Annotated in this window: 16 protein-coding genes; 6 read left to right on the top strand and 10 right to left on the bottom strand. The window is 71.6% G+C overall.

What is annotated here, in order from left to right; translation table 11 throughout:
* Window positions 1-39: 39 nt before the first annotated feature.
* Both ASF37_RS17120 and ASF37_RS17115 read left to right on the top strand, forming a co-directional pair.
* Window positions 40-1329: a bifunctional o-acetylhomoserine/o-acetylserine sulfhydrylase gene (locus ASF37_RS17120; RefSeq protein ID WP_055962563.1), complete on the top strand. Its 1290-nt coding sequence runs from the start codon at window positions 40-42 to the stop codon at window positions 1327-1329.
* Window positions 1326-2447, top strand: a complete 1122-nt coding sequence (locus ASF37_RS17115) for a homoserine O-acetyltransferase (protein ID WP_255353925.1) — start codon at window positions 1326-1328, stop codon at window positions 2445-2447. The genes ASF37_RS17120 and ASF37_RS17115 overlap by 4 nt, the downstream gene beginning before the upstream one ends.
* A gap of 1 nt (window position 2448) precedes the next feature.
* On the opposite strand, the gene ASF37_RS06490 is transcribed toward ASF37_RS17115, so the two are convergent.
* Window positions 2449-3135, bottom strand: a complete 687-nt coding sequence (locus ASF37_RS06490; protein ID WP_055962560.1) for a TetR/AcrR family transcriptional regulator — start codon at window positions 3133-3135, stop codon at window positions 2449-2451.
* A gap of 129 nt (window positions 3136-3264) precedes the next feature.
* Between ASF37_RS06490 and ASF37_RS06485 the strand changes: the two genes are divergently transcribed.
* Window positions 3265-4170: an NAD-dependent epimerase/dehydratase family protein gene (locus ASF37_RS06485; protein WP_056579569.1), complete on the top strand. Its 906-nt coding sequence runs from the start codon at window positions 3265-3267 to the stop codon at window positions 4168-4170.
* 18 nt (window positions 4171-4188) lie between these two features.
* Here ASF37_RS06485 and ASF37_RS06480 read toward each other — a convergent pair whose 3' ends face one another.
* From ASF37_RS06480 to ASF37_RS06465, 4 genes are all read right to left on the bottom strand, one after another.
* Window positions 4189-4389, bottom strand: a complete 201-nt coding sequence (locus tag ASF37_RS06480; RefSeq protein WP_055962552.1) for a hypothetical protein — start codon at window positions 4387-4389, stop codon at window positions 4189-4191.
* A gap of 58 nt (window positions 4390-4447) precedes the next feature.
* Entirely contained in the window at window positions 4448-5380 is a 933-nt protein-coding gene (locus ASF37_RS06475; protein ID WP_082506428.1) for an SPFH domain-containing protein, read from the bottom strand.
* 80 nt (window positions 5381-5460) lie between these two features.
* A complete protein-coding gene (locus ASF37_RS06470; protein WP_082495340.1) occupies window positions 5461-6219 on the bottom strand; it encodes an SDR family oxidoreductase in 759 nt (252 codons plus the stop codon).
* Window position 6220: 1 nt separating this feature from the next.
* Complete coding sequence (locus ASF37_RS06465; protein WP_056579567.1) at window positions 6221-7042, bottom strand: SDR family NAD(P)-dependent oxidoreductase; 822 nt, start codon at window positions 7040-7042, stop codon at window positions 6221-6223.
* A gap of 362 nt (window positions 7043-7404) precedes the next feature.
* Here ASF37_RS06465 and ASF37_RS06460 point away from each other — a divergent pair, with 362 nt between their 5' ends.
* Window positions 7405-10992 (top strand): hypothetical protein, encoded by a 3588-nt coding sequence (locus tag ASF37_RS06460; RefSeq protein ID WP_156368137.1) that lies wholly within the window; start codon window positions 7405-7407, stop codon window positions 10990-10992.
* Window positions 10993-11058: 66 nt separating this feature from the next.
* Here ASF37_RS06460 and ASF37_RS06455 read toward each other — a convergent pair whose 3' ends face one another.
* Entirely contained in the window at window positions 11059-11895 is an 837-nt protein-coding gene (locus ASF37_RS06455; RefSeq protein ID WP_055962539.1) for a rhomboid family intramembrane serine protease, read from the bottom strand.
* A 3-nt stretch (window positions 11896-11898) separates the two neighbouring features.
* On the bottom strand, window positions 11899-12423 hold the full coding sequence (locus ASF37_RS06450; protein ID WP_055966091.1) for a peptidylprolyl isomerase: 525 nt from the start codon (window positions 12421-12423) through the stop codon (window positions 11899-11901).
* A gap of 116 nt (window positions 12424-12539) precedes the next feature.
* Here ASF37_RS06450 and ASF37_RS17650 point away from each other — a divergent pair, with 116 nt between their 5' ends.
* Window positions 12540-12662: a hypothetical protein gene (locus tag ASF37_RS17650; RefSeq protein WP_255353803.1), complete on the top strand. Its 123-nt coding sequence runs from the start codon at window positions 12540-12542 to the stop codon at window positions 12660-12662.
* Window positions 12659-13456 (top strand): enoyl-CoA hydratase/isomerase family protein, encoded by a 798-nt coding sequence (locus tag ASF37_RS06445; protein ID WP_055962537.1) that lies wholly within the window; start codon window positions 12659-12661, stop codon window positions 13454-13456. Before ASF37_RS17650 ends, ASF37_RS06445 begins: the two co-directional genes overlap by 4 nt.
* Before the next feature lie 9 nt (window positions 13457-13465).
* Here the strand turns inward: ASF37_RS06445 and ASF37_RS06440 are convergent, their stop codons facing one another.
* Genes ASF37_RS06440 through glyA form a run of 3 tightly spaced genes read right to left on the bottom strand, consistent with a single transcriptional unit; the run spans window position 13466 to window position 15887 of the window.
* Complete coding sequence (locus ASF37_RS06440; protein ID WP_055962534.1) at window positions 13466-13801, bottom strand: DUF3817 domain-containing protein; 336 nt, start codon at window positions 13799-13801, stop codon at window positions 13466-13468.
* Complete coding sequence (locus ASF37_RS06435; RefSeq protein ID WP_056579563.1) at window positions 13798-14610, bottom strand: SURF1 family protein; 813 nt, start codon at window positions 14608-14610, stop codon at window positions 13798-13800. The genes ASF37_RS06440 and ASF37_RS06435 overlap by 4 nt, the downstream gene beginning before the upstream one ends.
* A 2-nt stretch (window positions 14611-14612) precedes the next feature.
* Window positions 14613-15887, bottom strand: a complete 1275-nt coding sequence (gene glyA / locus ASF37_RS06430) for a serine hydroxymethyltransferase (RefSeq protein WP_055962529.1) — start codon at window positions 15885-15887, stop codon at window positions 14613-14615.
* Window positions 15888-16416 lie beyond the last annotated feature (529 nt).

The following is a 16416-nucleotide window of genomic DNA, read 5'->3' as shown; positions in this document are numbered from 1 at the left end:
AGGTCCATCGACACCCCGCGCCCCACCTCAGGAGATCCCATGAGCGATCAGTGGTCGTTCGAGACCAAGCAGATCCACGCAGGCCAGACGCCCGACCCCACCACCGGTGCGCGGGCCCTGCCGATCTACCAGACGACGTCGTACCAGTTCCGCGACACCCAGCACGCCGCCGACCTGTTCGCGCTGGCCGAGCCGGGCAACATCTACACGCGCATCATGAACCCCACCCAGGGCGTCGTCGAGGAGCGTCTCGCGGCCCTGGAGGGCGGCGTCGGCGCCCTGCTGTTCGCCTCGGGCCAGGCCGCCACCACCGGCGCCCTCACCAACGTGGCCGAGGCCGGTGACCACATCGTGGCCTCCGCCAGCCTCTACGGCGGAACCGACTCGCTGCTGCGCCACACCTTCCCGAAGCTCGGCATCCAGGTGACCTTCGTCGAGGACAACAACGACCCCGCCGCATGGCGGGCCGCCGCGCAGGAGAACACCAAGGCGTTCTTCGGCGAGACCATCGGCAACCCGAAGGGCGACATCCTCGACCTCGAGGCGATCAGCGCGGTCGCCAAGGAGGTCGGCGTCCCGTTCATCGTCGACAACACCGTGGCCACGCCGTTCCTGCTCAACCCGCTGAAGCACGGCGTCGACACGGTCGTGCACTCGGCCACCAAGTACATCGGCGGCCACGGCACCACGATCGCCGGCGTCGTCATCGACGGCGGCACGTTCGACTACGCCGCCCACGGCGACAAGTTCCCCGGCTTCACGACCGCCGATCCCAGCTACCACGGGCTCGTGTTCGCCGAGGCCCTCGGGCCGGCGGCCTACATCGCCAAGCTGCGCGTGCAGTACCTGCGCAACGTCGGCCCTGCCCTCTCGCCGTTCAACGCCTTCCTCATCGCCCAGGGCCTCGAGACCCTGAGCCTGCGGATGGAGCGCCACATCGAGAACACCCGCAAGGTCGCCGAGTGGCTGACCGCCCGCGAGGACGTCTCGAAGGTCACCTGGGCCTCGCTCGACGGCAACCCCTACAAGGAGCTGGCCGACAAGTACACGCCCCGCGGCTCCGGCGCGGTGCTGACGTTCGAGCTGCCGGGCGGCGTGGACGCCGGTCGCCGGTTCATCGACTCGCTCGAGCTGTTCAGCCACGTGGCGAACATCGGCGACGTCCGCTCGCTCGCCATCCACCCGGCCAGCACCACGCACTCGCAGGGCACCCCGGAGGAGCACGCCGCCACCGGCGTGACCCCGGGCCTGGTGCGTCTGGCCGTCGGCATCGAGGGGATCGACGACATCCTCGCCGACCTCGAGGCGGGACTGCGCGCGGCCAAGTGACCTCACCTCACCTGACCGACCAGGATCTCCCTTCCGTCACCGGCGCGTGGCGTGAGGGAGATCCTGTCGGTTCCCGACAGTTCGTCGACGTCGGCGACGTGACGCTCGAGTCGGGCGCCGTGCTCCCCGACGTGCGGCTGGCGTACGAGTCCTGGGGCACGTTCACGGGCGACAACGCCGTGCTGGTGCTGCACGCCCTGACCGGCGACAGCCACGTGGTCGGTCCGGTCGGCGACGGGCACGCGAGCCCGGGCTGGTGGGACACGCTCGTGGGCCCCGGCCGCCCGATCGACACCGACCGGTACTACGTGGTGGCCGCGAACATCCTCGGCGGCTGCCAAGGGTCGACCGGCCCGTCCTCGACGTCGCCCGCCGACGGCGAGCCGTGGGGCGGAAGCTTTCCCGACCTCACCGTCCGCGACCAGGTGGCGGCCGAGGTCGCGTTCGCCGACCGGCTCGGCATCGACCGCTGGTACGCGGTCATCGGCGGCTCCGCCGGGGGCATGCGAGCCCTGGAGTGGGCCGTCACGCATCCGGACCGCGTGGAACGGCTGTTCCTGCTGGCCACGTCGGCCCAGGCGTCGGCGGAGCAGATCGCCCTGTCGTCGACGCAGCAGGCAGCCATCACCGCCGACGCGCACTTCCACGACGGCGACTACTACGGCGCTCCCCTGGGTCCGACCGCCGGCCTCGACGTGGCCCGCCGCATCGCCCACGTCGCCTACCGCAGCGAGGCCGAGCTGCAGGAGCGGTTCGGACGGACGGTCCAGGACGACGGCCGGTTCGCCGTCGCCTCCTACCTGGAGCACCACGGCGTCAAGCTCGTCCGTCGCTTCGACGCCAACTCCTACCTGGTGCTCACCCGCGCGATGGACAGCCACGACGTCGGCCGTGACCGTGGTGGGGTGGCGGCCGCTCTCGCGCGCATCACCACCCGCACCGTGGTGGCCGGCATCGACACCGACCGGCTGTACCCGATCCACCAGCAGCAGGAGCTGGCCGACCTGATCCCCGGTGCCGACGGACTCGACGTCGTCACGTCGCTGCACGGACATGACGGCTTCCTGGTGGAGTTCGACCAGGTCGGCGCCCTCGCCGCAGCCCTCCTCGCCGACTGAGCTAGAGGCCGACGGTCTCGGCGAGCGCCGCCACGTGGACGTCGAGGAAGGCGGCGGTGTCGGTGAGGGTGTCGGGGCCGTACTGGCCGAAGACGTCGAACGCCACGGCTCCGACGACGGCTGACCACAGGCCCATCCCCCGCGCCAGGTTGGTCGCGGGCAGCGTCAGCCCGTACTCGGCCCTGATCGACTCCAGGTCGGTGCGGACCGATCGCGGCAACGGTCCCGGAACCTCACGAAGTCGTCCGGCGAGGTGCGCCCGCTCGAGGACGCCCGCCAGGGCGACCACGACGCGGGTGCCCGGCTCGTTCGTGACGGTCGCCGGGGCCGCGTAGCCGGGGACCGGCGTGCCGTAGAGCAGCGCGAAGCGGGAGGGCTCACGCCGACCCCAGGTGCGCATGGCCTGGGCCGCCGCCTGCAGCTGACCGGTCCCGGTGCGGCGCGCGGCCGCGGAGACCGCGTCCTCCACCTCGGACCCGAGCTCGTCGTAGGCGTCGACGATGAGCAGCGTGAGCAGCGCGTCGCGGTCCTTCACGTAGCGGTAGACCGCCGACGACACCATGCCGAGCTCGCGGGCAACGGCCCGCAGCGAGAGCTCGGCCGGGGTGACGTGCGCGAGCTGCTCGCGGCCGATCCGGACGATGTCGCGCAGGGTCTGCTCGCGGGCGAGCTCGCGGGGAGTGGGCACCCACTCACCCTAGGGCGTCAGCGGCGCTATGTCGACAACGCGAGCAGTGCTCTTGACATCCCGGCGTGCGAGGCGCACTCTGAACACGACAGAGAGCACTGCTCTCGTTTCGGACAACCAGGAGACATCATGCGCACCCTCGTCATCGGAGCCGGCCAGGTCGGCCCCCACGTCGCTCTTCAGCTCGCCCGTCGCGGCGAGTCCGTCCGTGTCGGCACCCGTTCCGGCTCCGGCCCCGAGCACCCGCTCGTCGAGCGCGTCCGGCTCGACGCCACCGATCCCGCGGACCTCGACCGCGCGTTCGCCGACGTCGACGTCGTGCACCTGTGCCTGCACGCCTCGGCCTACCGGCCCGACGTGTGGGAGCGCGAGCTGTACCCCCTGGAGGCCGGGGTCCTCGCGGCAGCGGCGCGGCACGACGTGCACGTCGTCTATCCGGAGAGCGTGTACGCCTTCGACACGTCGACCGTCCTCGGCGACGATCCCCGCGTCGCTCCCCGATCCTCGATGGGACGCATCCGTGCCGAGCTGCTCGCGCGTCGAGCAGCGTCCTCGGCGCGGACCACGAGCGTGGTGGCGTCGGACTTCTACGGTCCGGGGGCGTCCATGGCGCACGGCGGCGACCGCATGAGGAGGCCGGCGACGGAAGGACGCACGGTCCGCCCGCTCGGTCGCGTCGACCTCCCCCACGCGTGGACCTACCTGCCCGACCTGGCGTCGGCGATGATCGCCGCCGCCGAGCTGCCGGCCACGCCCGACCGGATCGTCCTCGCCCCCGTCGTCCACGCCACCCAGCGCGAGCTGGCCACGGCGTACGCCGTGGCGGCCGGGCACACGTCGGCCCGCGTGCGTCCTGTACCCGCCTGGGTGCTGAGGTCGCTCGCCCCGGTCAGCGCGGACATGCGGGCCATGGCCGCGATGTCCTACCTCTTCACCGAGCCGCTGCTCGTCGACGAGCAGGCGAGCGTCGAGCGGCTCGGCATCGCCGCGACTCCCCTCGAGGCCGCCGTGGGCGCGTCCGTCGCTGTGCCGTGACCTCGTGTCGGAAGGACGTCAGTCGTCCTTCGGCGGACGGCCGGGACGGCGCGGGGCCGCGGCACCCTTCGGCATCCGCCCGGCGTCCTTCAGCGCCCCGCGCAGCAGGTACTCGATCTGCGCATTCGTGCTCCGCAGGTCGTCCGACGCCCAGCGGGCGAGGGCGTCGTGGACCTGCGGGTCCAGCCGCAGCAGCAGCTTCTTGCGCTCGGTGCTCATCGGGACGGGTTCACGGTGTCGGGCTCACAGGGTCGCGGACATGGTCGAGGTCACCCTCTCAGGAGTACAACGAACCGGTGTTGACCACCGGCTGGGCGTCGCGGTCGCCGCACAACACGACGAGCAGGTTGCTCACCATCGCGGCCTTGCGCTCCTCGTCGAGCTGCACGAAGTCCTTGGACTCGAGCCGCTCCAGCGCGGACTCGACCATGCCCACGGCACCCTCGACGATCTCCTGTCGCGCGGCCACGATGGCGCCGGCCTGCTGACGACGCAGCATCGCCTGGGCGATCTCGGGGGCGTAGGACAGACGGTTGATCCGCGACTCCACGATCCGGACGCCGGCGGAGCGGACCCGCTCGTCGACCTCCTCGGACAGCCGGCCGGTGATCTCGTCGGCGTTCTCGCGCAGCGACAGTCGACCGGCGGCGTCGTAGGGGTAGCTGCCGGCGATGTGGCGCACGGCCGCCTCGGTCTGGATGGCCACGAACTCCACGAAGTCGTCGACCTCGAAGCTGGCGCGCGCGGTGTCCTCGACCCGCCACACGACGATCGCCGAGATCTCGATCGGGTTGCCGTCGGCGTCGTTCACCTTGGCCGTGCCGGTCTCGTGGTTGCGGATGCGGGTGGAGATCTTGGTCCGGCCGGTCAGCGGGTTCACCCAGCGCAGGCCCTCCGTGCGGACGGTGCCGGTGTAGGAGCCGCCGAGGATCTGCAGCACGCGCGCCTCGTTGGGCGCCACGAGCGTGAGCCCGCAGGACGCCGCGAACGCGACGAGGGCGAGCAGCACGCCGACCACGATCAGCGGGATGGACTCCTGCACCGCTGCGAGCACCACCAGGCCGACGCCGGCGAGGAACCCGACGATCGACGCGATGGCGATCGTGGCTCCTCCGGTGCTCCAGGCCTCGCGCTCGGCGATGGTCGGCTTCTCGTCGGCCAGCGGCGTCTCGACGGCCGAGGCGGGCTCGGGGACGACGGGTGCGCTCATGATGCTCTCCTCCCAGCTCCCCGGGTCGTCCGGAGTGCTATGAAAGTGATATCACATTATCGGCCGTGGCCCCAACCCCGTCAGACCAGCTTGCGCACGATCCCGCGCGGAGCGTGCTTCATGACCTGGCCGACCGCCGCCCAGGGCCAGCCCGGCGTGGCCGCGGTGTCGACCTCCTTCTGGATGGCCTTGACCATCGAGCGCACGCCCGTCTCGGTGTCGACCATGAGCCTCTGCTCCTGCTCGACCTGCTCGTTCATCTCCGAGGCGATGTAGCCGGGGAAGAGCGTGGTCACGGCGATGTCGACACCCTTGCGCCCGACGAGGTCCATGCGGATCCCCTCGGCCAGGTGCGCGATGCCGGCCTTCGTGGCGGCGTAGGAGGTCATCGACGACGGCATGCCGCGCATGGCCGACATCGACGAGATGACCACCAGGTGGCCGGCCTTGCGCTCGTAGAAGTGCTCCATCGCGGCCTCGCACTGGGCCATCGCGGCGATGAAGTTCGTCTCGGCGGTCTCCTTGTTGGCCGCGAACATCCCGGTGCCGATGCGTCCGCCCTTGCCGAGGCCCGCGTTGACGATCACGCGGTCGAGCCCGCCCAGGTCGCCGATGGCGGCCTTGAAGACGGCGAAGACCTGGTCGTGGTCGTTCACGTCGAGCGCGTGCACGACCACCTGCACCTTCGGGTGCGCCGCAGTGATCTCGGCGGCGAGGGCCTCGAGGCGGTCCACGCGGCGCGCGGTCAGGGCGAGGTGGTGGCCCTGGGCGGCGAGCTGGCGGGCCATCTCGGCGCCGAGGCCCGAGCTGGCCCCCGTGATGAGGACGTTGGTGCGCACGTCAGTCCTTCCGAGCCATGCGGGTGGCCGCCTTGGCCATCTCGCGGTAGTACAGCGGGCGCAGGAAGCGCTTCGCGGTGTACGCGATCCTGCCCTCCCGGTCGGTCAGCACGATGTGGCGACCCTTCTCCACGTCGGCCAGGACGACCGTGGCGATGTCGGCCGCGGTGCGCTTCGAGCCGTCGATCAGCTTGGCCGCAGAGGCCTGCGCCGACTCGTCCTTGCCGCGCATGGAGGCGGTCAGGTTGGTCTTGAAGAAGGTCGGGCAGACGACGCTCACGGCGATGCCGTACGGCTTGAGCTCGTGGAACAGCGTCTCGCTGAGGGCCACGACCCCCGCCTTGACCGCGTTGTACTCGCTCATGCGCGGCGGGTGGATCAGTCCGGCGGCCGAGGCGGTGTTGACGATGGTCGCGGTTCCACCCTGCTGCTTGAAGACCGGCACGAAGGTGCGGCAGCCCCGCACGACGCCGAGCAGGTTGATGTCGACGATCCACTGCCACTGGTCCATCTCGGACAGCTCGATGCGGCCACCTGCGGCGACGCCGGCGTTGTTGAACAGCACGTCGAGGCCGTCCCAGGTCTCGACGACGTGGTCGCGGACCGTCTGCCAGTCGACGTCGGAGGTGACATCGAGCCGGCGGTACTCCACCGTGCCGGGTCCGGCCTCGGCGAGGGCCTGCACGGGAGCCGGGACGTCGGCGTGCACGTCGGTCGCGAGCACCCGGCAGCCACGTTCGGCCAGCTGGGTCACGAGGGCGAGGCCGAGACCGGAGGCGGCACCGGTGACGAGCACACGAGTGCCCGGAGCGAAGTTCGTCATGGTCAGATACTAACGGTATCCGAAATCGAGGGACAGCCCGGCGGGTCGCCCTCGACCGGCTCGACGACCACCCGGCGACGGGCGTGCCGCGGCTTCGTGCACAGGTGTGGACGGCCCTGTGCACGAATCACACCGATGTTGTTCACAGCTGTGGGCAAACCTGGGGAGAACTACACGCGTGTCATTCGTGCCGCAGCGTTCCGGATGACATGACGCAGGTCTCGTCGGGGGCACAACCTAGCGGTTCGACGACGCGCCCACCAGAGCCGTCGGAGCCCCCCGGAAATGGTCCGTGACTCCCGGTCCTCGCCGACGTTGGAGGAATCTGACAGTCCTCTCACGTCCCGCACAGGAGTCGTCCGATGCCCCATCGCCCCTCCCCCCGCCACCGCGACCCGCTTCGAGGGGCGCGTCGGCGACGCCTCGGTGTCCTCGGCGCGAGTGCCGTCGTGCTGGCCGGAGTCCTCCCGACGCTGGGTGCACAGGCAGCCGTCTCCGGCCTGACCGCGGGTCAGGAGATCTCGGGGATCGTCGCGGTGAACGAGGCGCGGGGCGGCGACAACAACTGCATCGCCCAGGACCGCAGCTCCTCCCGGCTGAGCGTCACGCGGGTGGCCGACGGCCAGGTGGTGCACACGGCGTCGCGGAACGGGTCCGGGGCGCTCAGCAGCACTTGGGACACGCTCGGCCAGCCGCTCGGCAGCTACCGGGTGCAGTCGTGGACCCGCGACTCACGACGTTCCGGCTTCGCGAACCTGGGCTGCACGGCCCAGAGCGAGGTGCAGGCCTCCAACCTCGTGGTCACCCTGCGCAACCGCGCCGCGGTGCGGGTGAGCGCTCCCGGGTCCGTGGTGAGCGGCGAGGACCTCGCCGTCTCGGTGACGACGTCGGTGCAGGCGAACGGCGTGACCGACCGTGCGCTGGGTGGTCGCACCGTGACGGTGACCGTCGGCGACGACGAGCGGACCGTGACGACCGACGCCCAGGGCCGCGGCAGCGTGGTCGTGGACCTGCCCGACCTCCCGCGCGGCGCCCTCGAAGTCTCTGCCTCGGTGGCCGACGACGCCTCCTATCTCGGCCTCGACGGCTCCACCAGCACGACCGTCGCCCGTCGCAGCACCGCGCTCCGCTACGACGGCACCACCCGCGTGCAGCCCGGCAGGAAGGCGACGCTCGCCGCGGTCCTGACCGACGTCACCCCGGGCAGCGCCCGTGCCGGCGAGCCCGTGGCCGACCTTCCCGTCGCCCTGTCGATCGGGGACGAGACCACCGACGCCACCACCGACGCCGAGGGCGTGGCCCAGCGCACCGTCACCGTCGAGGGACAGAGCCGGGTCGAGCCCGTCGCTGCCGTCTTCGCGGGAACCGAGATCTGGGGCCCGTCCCGCGACGACGTCAAGCTCTACGTCGGCGATGCGGCCGCAGAGCCCGCACCCAAGGAGCACGGTCTGATCGGCGGTCTGACCCGACTGCTCGGCGGCGTCGTCGCCGACCTCGGCACCGCGGTGGGTGGGCTGACCGGCAGCCTGCCGAACTCCGGGGCAGCCGTCGACCCGCTGCTCGAGCAGCTCGCGGCGCAGCTGGGCGACCTCGGGGACGAGGTCGGGCGGATCGGTGACCCGCTCGACGACACGGTCGACGCCGTGATCGACGGCGTCACCGCCGGCAGCCCGCTGGCCGACCTCGCCGACGCGGCGCGATTCCGCTGGCGGGCCGTGCTCGCCCAGCCCGACGGCACCCAGCGGGCCCGCGAGTTCGCCGCCGTCGTCGGCGTCCCGCAGTACCTCGACGTCACCGGCGACGGCAAGCCCGACGTGCTCGCCCGCGTGACTCTCGAGGGCACCACGCCGGTCATCACGACGCTGCGCGCCGACACGGAGGGCACGCCGTTGCCCCTGAGCCTGCAGGCCGTCGTCGGACTGCCCGGCGACGCGACCCGCTACCGGTTCGGCTTCGACGCCCGGACCAGCGACGCCCCGCGCGAGTTCCGTGCCGCGGTCGTCCTGGCCCCGGGCGGCGCCGCGCTCGAGGTCGCCTCGAGCGGCACCGCGCCCCTGGCCGTCACCGGTGCGATCGTGCCCGAGCAGGCGGAGCCGTCGGACGAGACGCCCGTGGCCTCCGGTGACGACGTCGAGCTCGACGACGCCCCGCTCGAGGCGCCGCAGGACCTCGCACCCCGGGAGCAGCGCTTCGGCATCAGCTTCGACCACGCGCCCGAGGCGGCGCGCCTGGCACTGTCGCTCGGCGGCACCCAGCAGGTGGCCGGCACGTTCACGACCCAGCGGCCCACGGAGATCGGGATCCAGTTCACCGAGGACGCCGGCAGCGACGAGGTCATGGTCGTCGACGGCACCTTCCGCTCGGTCGACGGCGAGGTCGGTGTCGGTCTCACCGGCACCGAGGAGACGGGGCTGAAGGCCTCCGTCACCAGCGACGTCGAGCTCGACGACGTCACGCTGCGGGCGCAGACCCTGGCGAAGGGCCGCACGGCCCAGGACGTCCGCCTCAGCCTGCAGGAGGTGCCGACGTCGATCGACTTCACCCTCGGTGCGGACGGCGCCGGCGGTCTCGAGGCGAGCGGCCCGATCGGGACGTTCGCAGCCGGCTACAGCCGCGGCGGCGAGATCGTCACGCTCGACGACCCCAGCTACCTGCGCCTCGTGGACGAGGGCGGTCACGACTCCGTCGCGGTCCGCCTGCCGGGGTTCGAGGGGATGACGATCGACCTGCAGGAGACGATCTCCCTCGGCCTGACCATCGCGCCGACACCGCTGCGCGCCCTGGTGACGCAGGAGACGCTGACGCTCGACGCCCGGATCGAGGACGCCCCACGCACGTTGACGCTCGGGCTCTCCGACGACGGCGGCGTCTCGGTCCGAGGTTCGGACCCCATCGAGTCCGTGACCGTGGAGGCCACCGACCAGAGCGGTCGACTCCTGGGCGCCGACCAGCTGGACCTGCGCCTGACGGACGTGCCCGAGCTGCTCGCGGTCGAGGTCGGCGACGACGGCGTCAGCTTCGACACCGGCGGCAAGGCGGTGGGCCTCGTCGAGGTCGACGCGCACTCCGGCACGCCGCTGGAGCTGCCGGCCGACAAGGACGGCCTGGCGCTGCGCCAGCGTGAGGACGACACCCGGCTCGCTGCCCGGGTGAGCGGGCTGCGGGCGATCAGGGCGTCGCTCGGCGACCAGCCGGACGTCCTGCTCGACACCGTCGCCGGGAGGGTCTTCGAGATCTCGCTCGACGACGGGGGCGACCCGGTCACGGCGACGATCGACCACCTCCAGCCGAACATGACGCTGCGCCTGGTGGAGGCCGAGGGGGCGACCCGCCTCGAGTACGCGGCCGACGCCAGCACGAACCGTCTGTCCTTCGACCTCGGCGGGCTCTCCGGCTCCATCGCCGGACCCCTGCCCGCGAGGCTGCGGGTCTGCATGGCCGAGGACGAGGCCTGCCTGCCCGGCGCCGGGATCGACGACCCGGGCATCGGGTCGGTGCAGTTCGACGCGAGCGAGTACACGACGCTCGACCTGGTCGACTCCGCCGGTGGGCTGTCGGCCAACGGCCTGCGGCTGCAGCGGCTCGACCTGACCGGTGACCTCGACGCCGACGACGGAGGGCCGGTCTACCTGAACACGACGTCGTTCGGCGGCGAGTGCGGGACCGCAGGGTGCGAGCACCCGATCCGTGGCGGGAACGTCGTGGCCGAGCTCGGCTCGGCACGGCTGACCTTCACCCCGGGCAACGGGTTCTCGGCCGTCGACGCCAGGACCGACCTGGAGACGACGAAGCTCTTCGGCCAGACGACGGGTGTCCGGGCGACGGGCGGCACCGGCATCGTCCGGTGCGTGTCGGCCACCGCGCTGCAGGTCCGGGTCGAGGTGATCGGCATCCCGATCACGCTCAACCTGCGTGACGCGATCTGCAACGTGAACCGCACGCCGCGCTGACCGACCACCGCACCGACCGCGCCCCCTCGCCGCACCGGTGAGGGGGCGCGGTCGTGGTGTGGGCGCTCAGGCCGTGAGCGACGCCGTGCGCAGGGCGACCGCGACCACCACGGCCACCCAGATCCCGGTGAACGCGAGGACCTGCACGAGGGTGCGGCGCTCGCGCGGGGCGTACGCGAAGACGAGACCGAGCAGACAGCCCGCCACGAACCCACCCAGGTGACCCTGCCAGCTGATGTTGCCCGTGAAGCTGATCGCTCCGTTGATCGCCAGCAGCACCAGCAGGCCGCGCACGTCCTGACGGGCCTTGAGCAGCAGCACCAGGGCCATGCCGAAGAGGCCGAAGACCGCTCCCGAGGCGCCGGCGGTGCCGCCGAGCGGGTTCGACAGCCACATGACGAACACGCCCGAGACGACCGCCGTCGTCACGTACGCGGCGATGAACCGCACCGTGCCGAGGGCGCGCTCCACGAACGGCCCGAACAGGTACAGCGCGTACATGTTGAAGGCGATGTGCAGCACCGACAGGTGCAGGAACGCCGAGGTCAGGAGCCGCCAGTACTGCCCCTCGGCCACGCCGAACGGCCACATGGTGCCCTGCTGGTACAGCTCGCTGCGCAGGTCACCGGTGGCCATCTGCAGCACGTACAGGGTGACGTTGACGACGATGAGCGTCATCGACACGATTCCCTCGCGCGTCTGCACCGCGCCGCCGGCGACCGTGCGCGGAGCGCGGACGGCCTTCGCGCCCTTGTTCACGCACTCCGGGCACTGGAAGCCGACCGACGCGTCGCGCATGTCGTCGGGGCAGATCGGCCGCTCGCACCGCTGGCACGAGATGTACGCCTCGCGGTCAGGATGCCGGTAGCACCGCTGCGCGCCGTCGGCGCGCGGTTCGTCCACGGGTCAGCCGCGGTCGATCGTGACCTTCTCGATGACCACGGGGTCGACCGGACGGTCGAAGCCGTCGGTCGGCACGGCCACGATGGCGTCGATGACCTTCTGGCTCGCCTCGCCGTCGACCTCGCCGAAGATCGTGTGCTTGCGGTTGAGCCAGTCGGTGGGCACCACGGTGATGAAGAACTGCGAGCCGTTGGTGCCGGGCCCGGCGTTGGCCATGGCCAGCAGGTAGGGCTTGTCGAAGCGCAGGTCCGGGTGGAACTCGTCCTCGAACGTGTAGCCGGGGCCGCCCGTTCCGGTGCCGAGCGGGTCGCCGCCCTGGATCATGAAGTTGCTGATGATGCGGTGGAAGGTGAGGCCGTCGAAGAACGGGCGGGTGGCGACCTGCCCGGTGGCCGGGTCGAGCCACTCCTTGGTGCCCTCGGCCAGACCGACGAAGTTCTCCACCGTCTTGGGGGCGTGGTCGGGGAACAGACGGATGACCACGTCGCCGTGGTTGGTCTTGAAGGTGGCGCTCAGGGGGGAAGACACGTCGTTCCTCTTCTGGTCGTGCGGGGCGGGACCCTTCCATCCTTCCACGCGGCCTCAAGAGAGGCGCGGCGACGCTCCGCACCGCATGCCGTCGGTACGCCCGCTACGGTGAGCCCATGCGAGAGCACCCCCTGCGCCTGGTCCTGGCCCTGCTCGCCCTGGCGGCGGGCGTCGTGGTCGCCCGCAACCTGACGGCCGACCGGGGTGGGGTCTACGACCCGGCCGGCGACGCCCGATGAGCGCCGCCGCGGGCTCCGACCTGCGGGTCGAGGTGACCCGGGTCGACGGGATCGCCGTCCTGACCTTCAGCGCGCCGCCGGTCAACCTGTACTCCCTGGAGCTGCACGACGCGTTCGACGTCGCGCTCGACGAGGTCGTGGCGGACCCGCCGCGCGCGCTGCTGGTGCGCGCCGAGGGCAAGCTCGTCTCCGGCGGCGTCGACGTGGCCCAGTTCCACGCCCGCACCTCGCAGGCCGACACCAAGGCGCTCTACGACCGGATGCTCGAGCTGCCCGAGCGGATCGCCGCCCTCGACGTGCCCACCTTCTTCGCGGCGCACGCCCTCACCCTCACGTGGGCCCTCGAGGTGGCGCTGGCCTGCGACATCGTCCTCGCGAGCGAGAAGGCGAAGTTCGGGCTCGTCGAGCGCGTGATCGGCCTGACCCCCACGATGGGCGGCACGCAGCGCCTGGCCCAGCGGGCCGGCGTGGCCCGGGCGAAGGAGGTCGTCTTCACGGGCGAGCTCTTCGACGCCGCCACCTTCGAGCGCTGGAACGTGGTCAACCGGGTGCTGCCCGTCGAGGGCTTCGACGACGCGGTCCTCGACGTCGTGCGGCAGGTGGCCGTCGGCCCCACGCGGGCCTTCGGCGCCGCCAAGCGGATCCTGCGGGTGCACGAGTCGTCGGGCGTGCCCGGTGCCGTCGCGGCCACCACGCGCATCGCGTCGGAGCTGTTCGAGACCGAGGACCTGCAGCACGGGATGGCCTCGTTCCTGGAGAACGGGCCCGGCAAGGCGACCTTCTCCGGTCGCTGAGCCGTCGCGTCAGGCGGCGCCGGGGGCGTCGGCCTCCGCGCGCAGCACCCGCGTGGTGCGACGCTCGGCCCAGAAGCTCACGAAGGGCACCGTGGCCAGGAGCATCGTCGTTACGGTGAACGCCGGCTTCCAGCGGTGACGGCTCGACAGCAGGGCGATGAGCACGAGAAGCACCATGAAGAGGAACCCGTGGACCTGGTCGATGACCAGGAAGACGTCCTGGTTGCGGCGCCACCACGAGCCGGGCTCGGTGAGGATCTTGCCGAAGAATCCGGCGAACACGACCAGCAGGTTCACGCCCACGACCCAGGCGAGGATGCGGTAGGCGACAGCGATGCGACTCACGGGGACAGGTTATCGACGGGCTGGTCGTCGGGCCGCTCCGGTGGTGCGGCGTCGTGGCGGGCACGTGCCTCGTCGACCTGGTCGCGGCACATCCGCCACCACATGACCACGGCGAACAGGCCGAACACCCACCACTGGAGGGCGTAGGCGAGGTTCTTCAGGCCCACCGTCCAGGAGACGTCGGGGTCTGGCGGTTCCACGGGGGTCCAACCCTGCGCCAGCGCACCGTCGGGCGCGGGCGTGTCCAGGAGCCCGTAGCCGGACCAGAGCCGGTAGGGCAGCTCGTTCAGCAACGAGGGCGTGGTGATCGCCGTCGTCGTGCGTTCTCGACCGAGGGGCGACCCGCCGCCCTGGCTGGGCTGCAGCACCACCGACAGCTGCTGGCGACCCTCGGGGACCGCCGGGATGGCGGCGTCCCGCTCGGCCGACGGATCGGCGCGTCCGCGCACCACCAGGAGCGCGCCGTCGGAGCCGTCGACGACGAAGGGAGCGACGAGCCACACGTCGCCTCGCGTCATCTCGCCCCGCACCCAGAACTGCTCGTCCACCGGCCCGAACCGTCCTTCGACGGTCACGCGCCGGTCCTGCAGGTCGGTCCGGAACGGCTGGCCCAGCCCCCACACGTCGACGATGGGAGCCGGCGCCGCAGCGGCGGACTCGCGCGCCGCCTCACCCTGGCGCGACTCGTACGCGCCGAGCTGCCAGAACCCGCCGGCCACGCACGCCGCCAGCGCCACCAGCGCGAACAGGTGCAACGGCGTGAGCCGCAGCCACAGCCGCGCGGTGGACGGCCTGGCCGCGGACGTCACGATCAGGAGGTGAAGGGCGTGAGGTGCGGGTAGAGCGGGAACCGCTCCGCGAGCGTCGTGACCCGCTTGCGCAGGCCCTCGACGTCGATGTCGCCCGGCTTGAGCGCCTCGGCGATGACGTCGGCGACCTCACGGAACTCCTCGGCACCGAACCCGCGGGTGGCGAGTGCGGGCGTGCCGATGCGCAGTCCCGACGTGATCATCGGCGGACGCGGGTCGTTCGGGACCGCGTTGCGGTTGACCGTGATGCCGACCTCGTGGAGGCGGTCCTCGGCCTGCTGGCCGTCGAGCTCGCTGTCGCGCAGGTCCACCAGCACGAGGTGGACGTCGGTGCCGCCGGACAGCACCTGCACGCCGGCCTCACGGGCGTCGTCGGCGAGCAGCCGCTCGGCCAGGATCTGCGCGCCCTCGATGGTGCGCTGCTGGCGGTCCTTGAAGTCGGGCTCGAGCGCCATCTTGAAGGCGACGGCCTTGGCGGCGATGACGTGCTCGAGCGGGCCGCCCTGCTGGCCGGGGAACACCGCGGACTGGAGCTTCTTGACCAGCTCGGGGTCGTTGGACAGGATCACGCCGCCGCGGGGACCACCGAGCGTCTTGTGCGTGGTGCTCGAGACGACATGCGCGTGCGGCAGCGGCGACGGGTGCAGGCCGGCCGCGACCAGGCCCGCGAAGTGCGCCATGTCGACCCACAGGTAGGCACCCACCTCGTCGGCGATCTCGCGGAACGCGGCGAAGTCGAGCTGACGGGGGTAGGCCGACCAGCCGGCGATGATGACCTTGGGCGAGTGCTCGCGGGCGAGGCTGCGGACCTCGTCCATGTCGACCAGACCGGCGTCGTCCACGTGGTACGGGACGACCTCGTACAGCCGCCCGGAGAAGTTGATCTTCATGCCGTGCGTCAGGTGGCCGCCGTTGGCGAGGTCCAGACCCATGATCGTGTCGCCCGCGCGGGCGATCGCGTGCAGCACGGCGGCGTTGGCGCTGGCGCCCGAGTGCGGCTGGACGTTCGCGTAGTCCGCGTCGAACAGCTGCTTCAGCCGGTCGATCGCGATCTGCTCGACCTCGTCGACGACCTCGCAGCCGCCGTAGTACCGCTTGCCCGGGTAGCCCTCGGCGTACTTGTTGGTGAGCACGCTGCCCTGCGCCTGCAGGGCGGCGACGGGGGCGAAGTTCTCCGAGGCGATCATCTCGAGCGTCGTCTGCTGGCGCTCCAGCTCGGCGTCGAGGAGACGCGCGACGTCGGGGTCGAACGCGGCGAGCGACTGGTTCAGGTCCATGCCCCCAGGGTAGTGGGCGTCCTCGAAGGGCGGGGGAGTCCGGGTGTGACGTGGGCGGGGGTGGGTGGCGTTCGTTCGTCATGTCCTGCGACTGCGCTGGCTCGACTGGGTCTCGTCCTGCGGCTGCGCTGCCGCGGCTCCGCGTCGACCTGCGCTCCGAAAGGGCCTCGACCGGCGGTGGGGTGCGTGCTCGGCCTGGGTTCTCGGGGCGCGGGGACGTCGATGATGCGTTCGGGGTGTCCTGACCACCCCACTGCCTCGACCCGTGCCTCAACCCGCGTCGGTCGGAGGCCGTCAGAGTCGGAGGCCGTCAGAGGTAGGTGGCGCGCGTTATTCGCCGGGCGGAGGTAGGTGGCGCGCGGATACGGGCCGCCATACCGCGGGTCACCTACCTCTGACGCTCCGATTCCGCGCGCTACCTACCTCTCACCCGTCTTGGGCAGTGGGAGGTAGGTGACGCACCGCATCCGGGCGGTTTGAGGTGCGTCACCTACCTCTGACGGCCTGGTTCGGTGCGAGACCTACCTCT

It is taken from the genome of Aeromicrobium sp. Leaf289 (genome assembly GCF_001423335.1).
GTDB lineage: Bacteria > Actinomycetota > Actinomycetes > Propionibacteriales > Nocardioidaceae > Aeromicrobium.
This window is presented reverse-complemented; position numbering and strand designations above follow the sequence as displayed.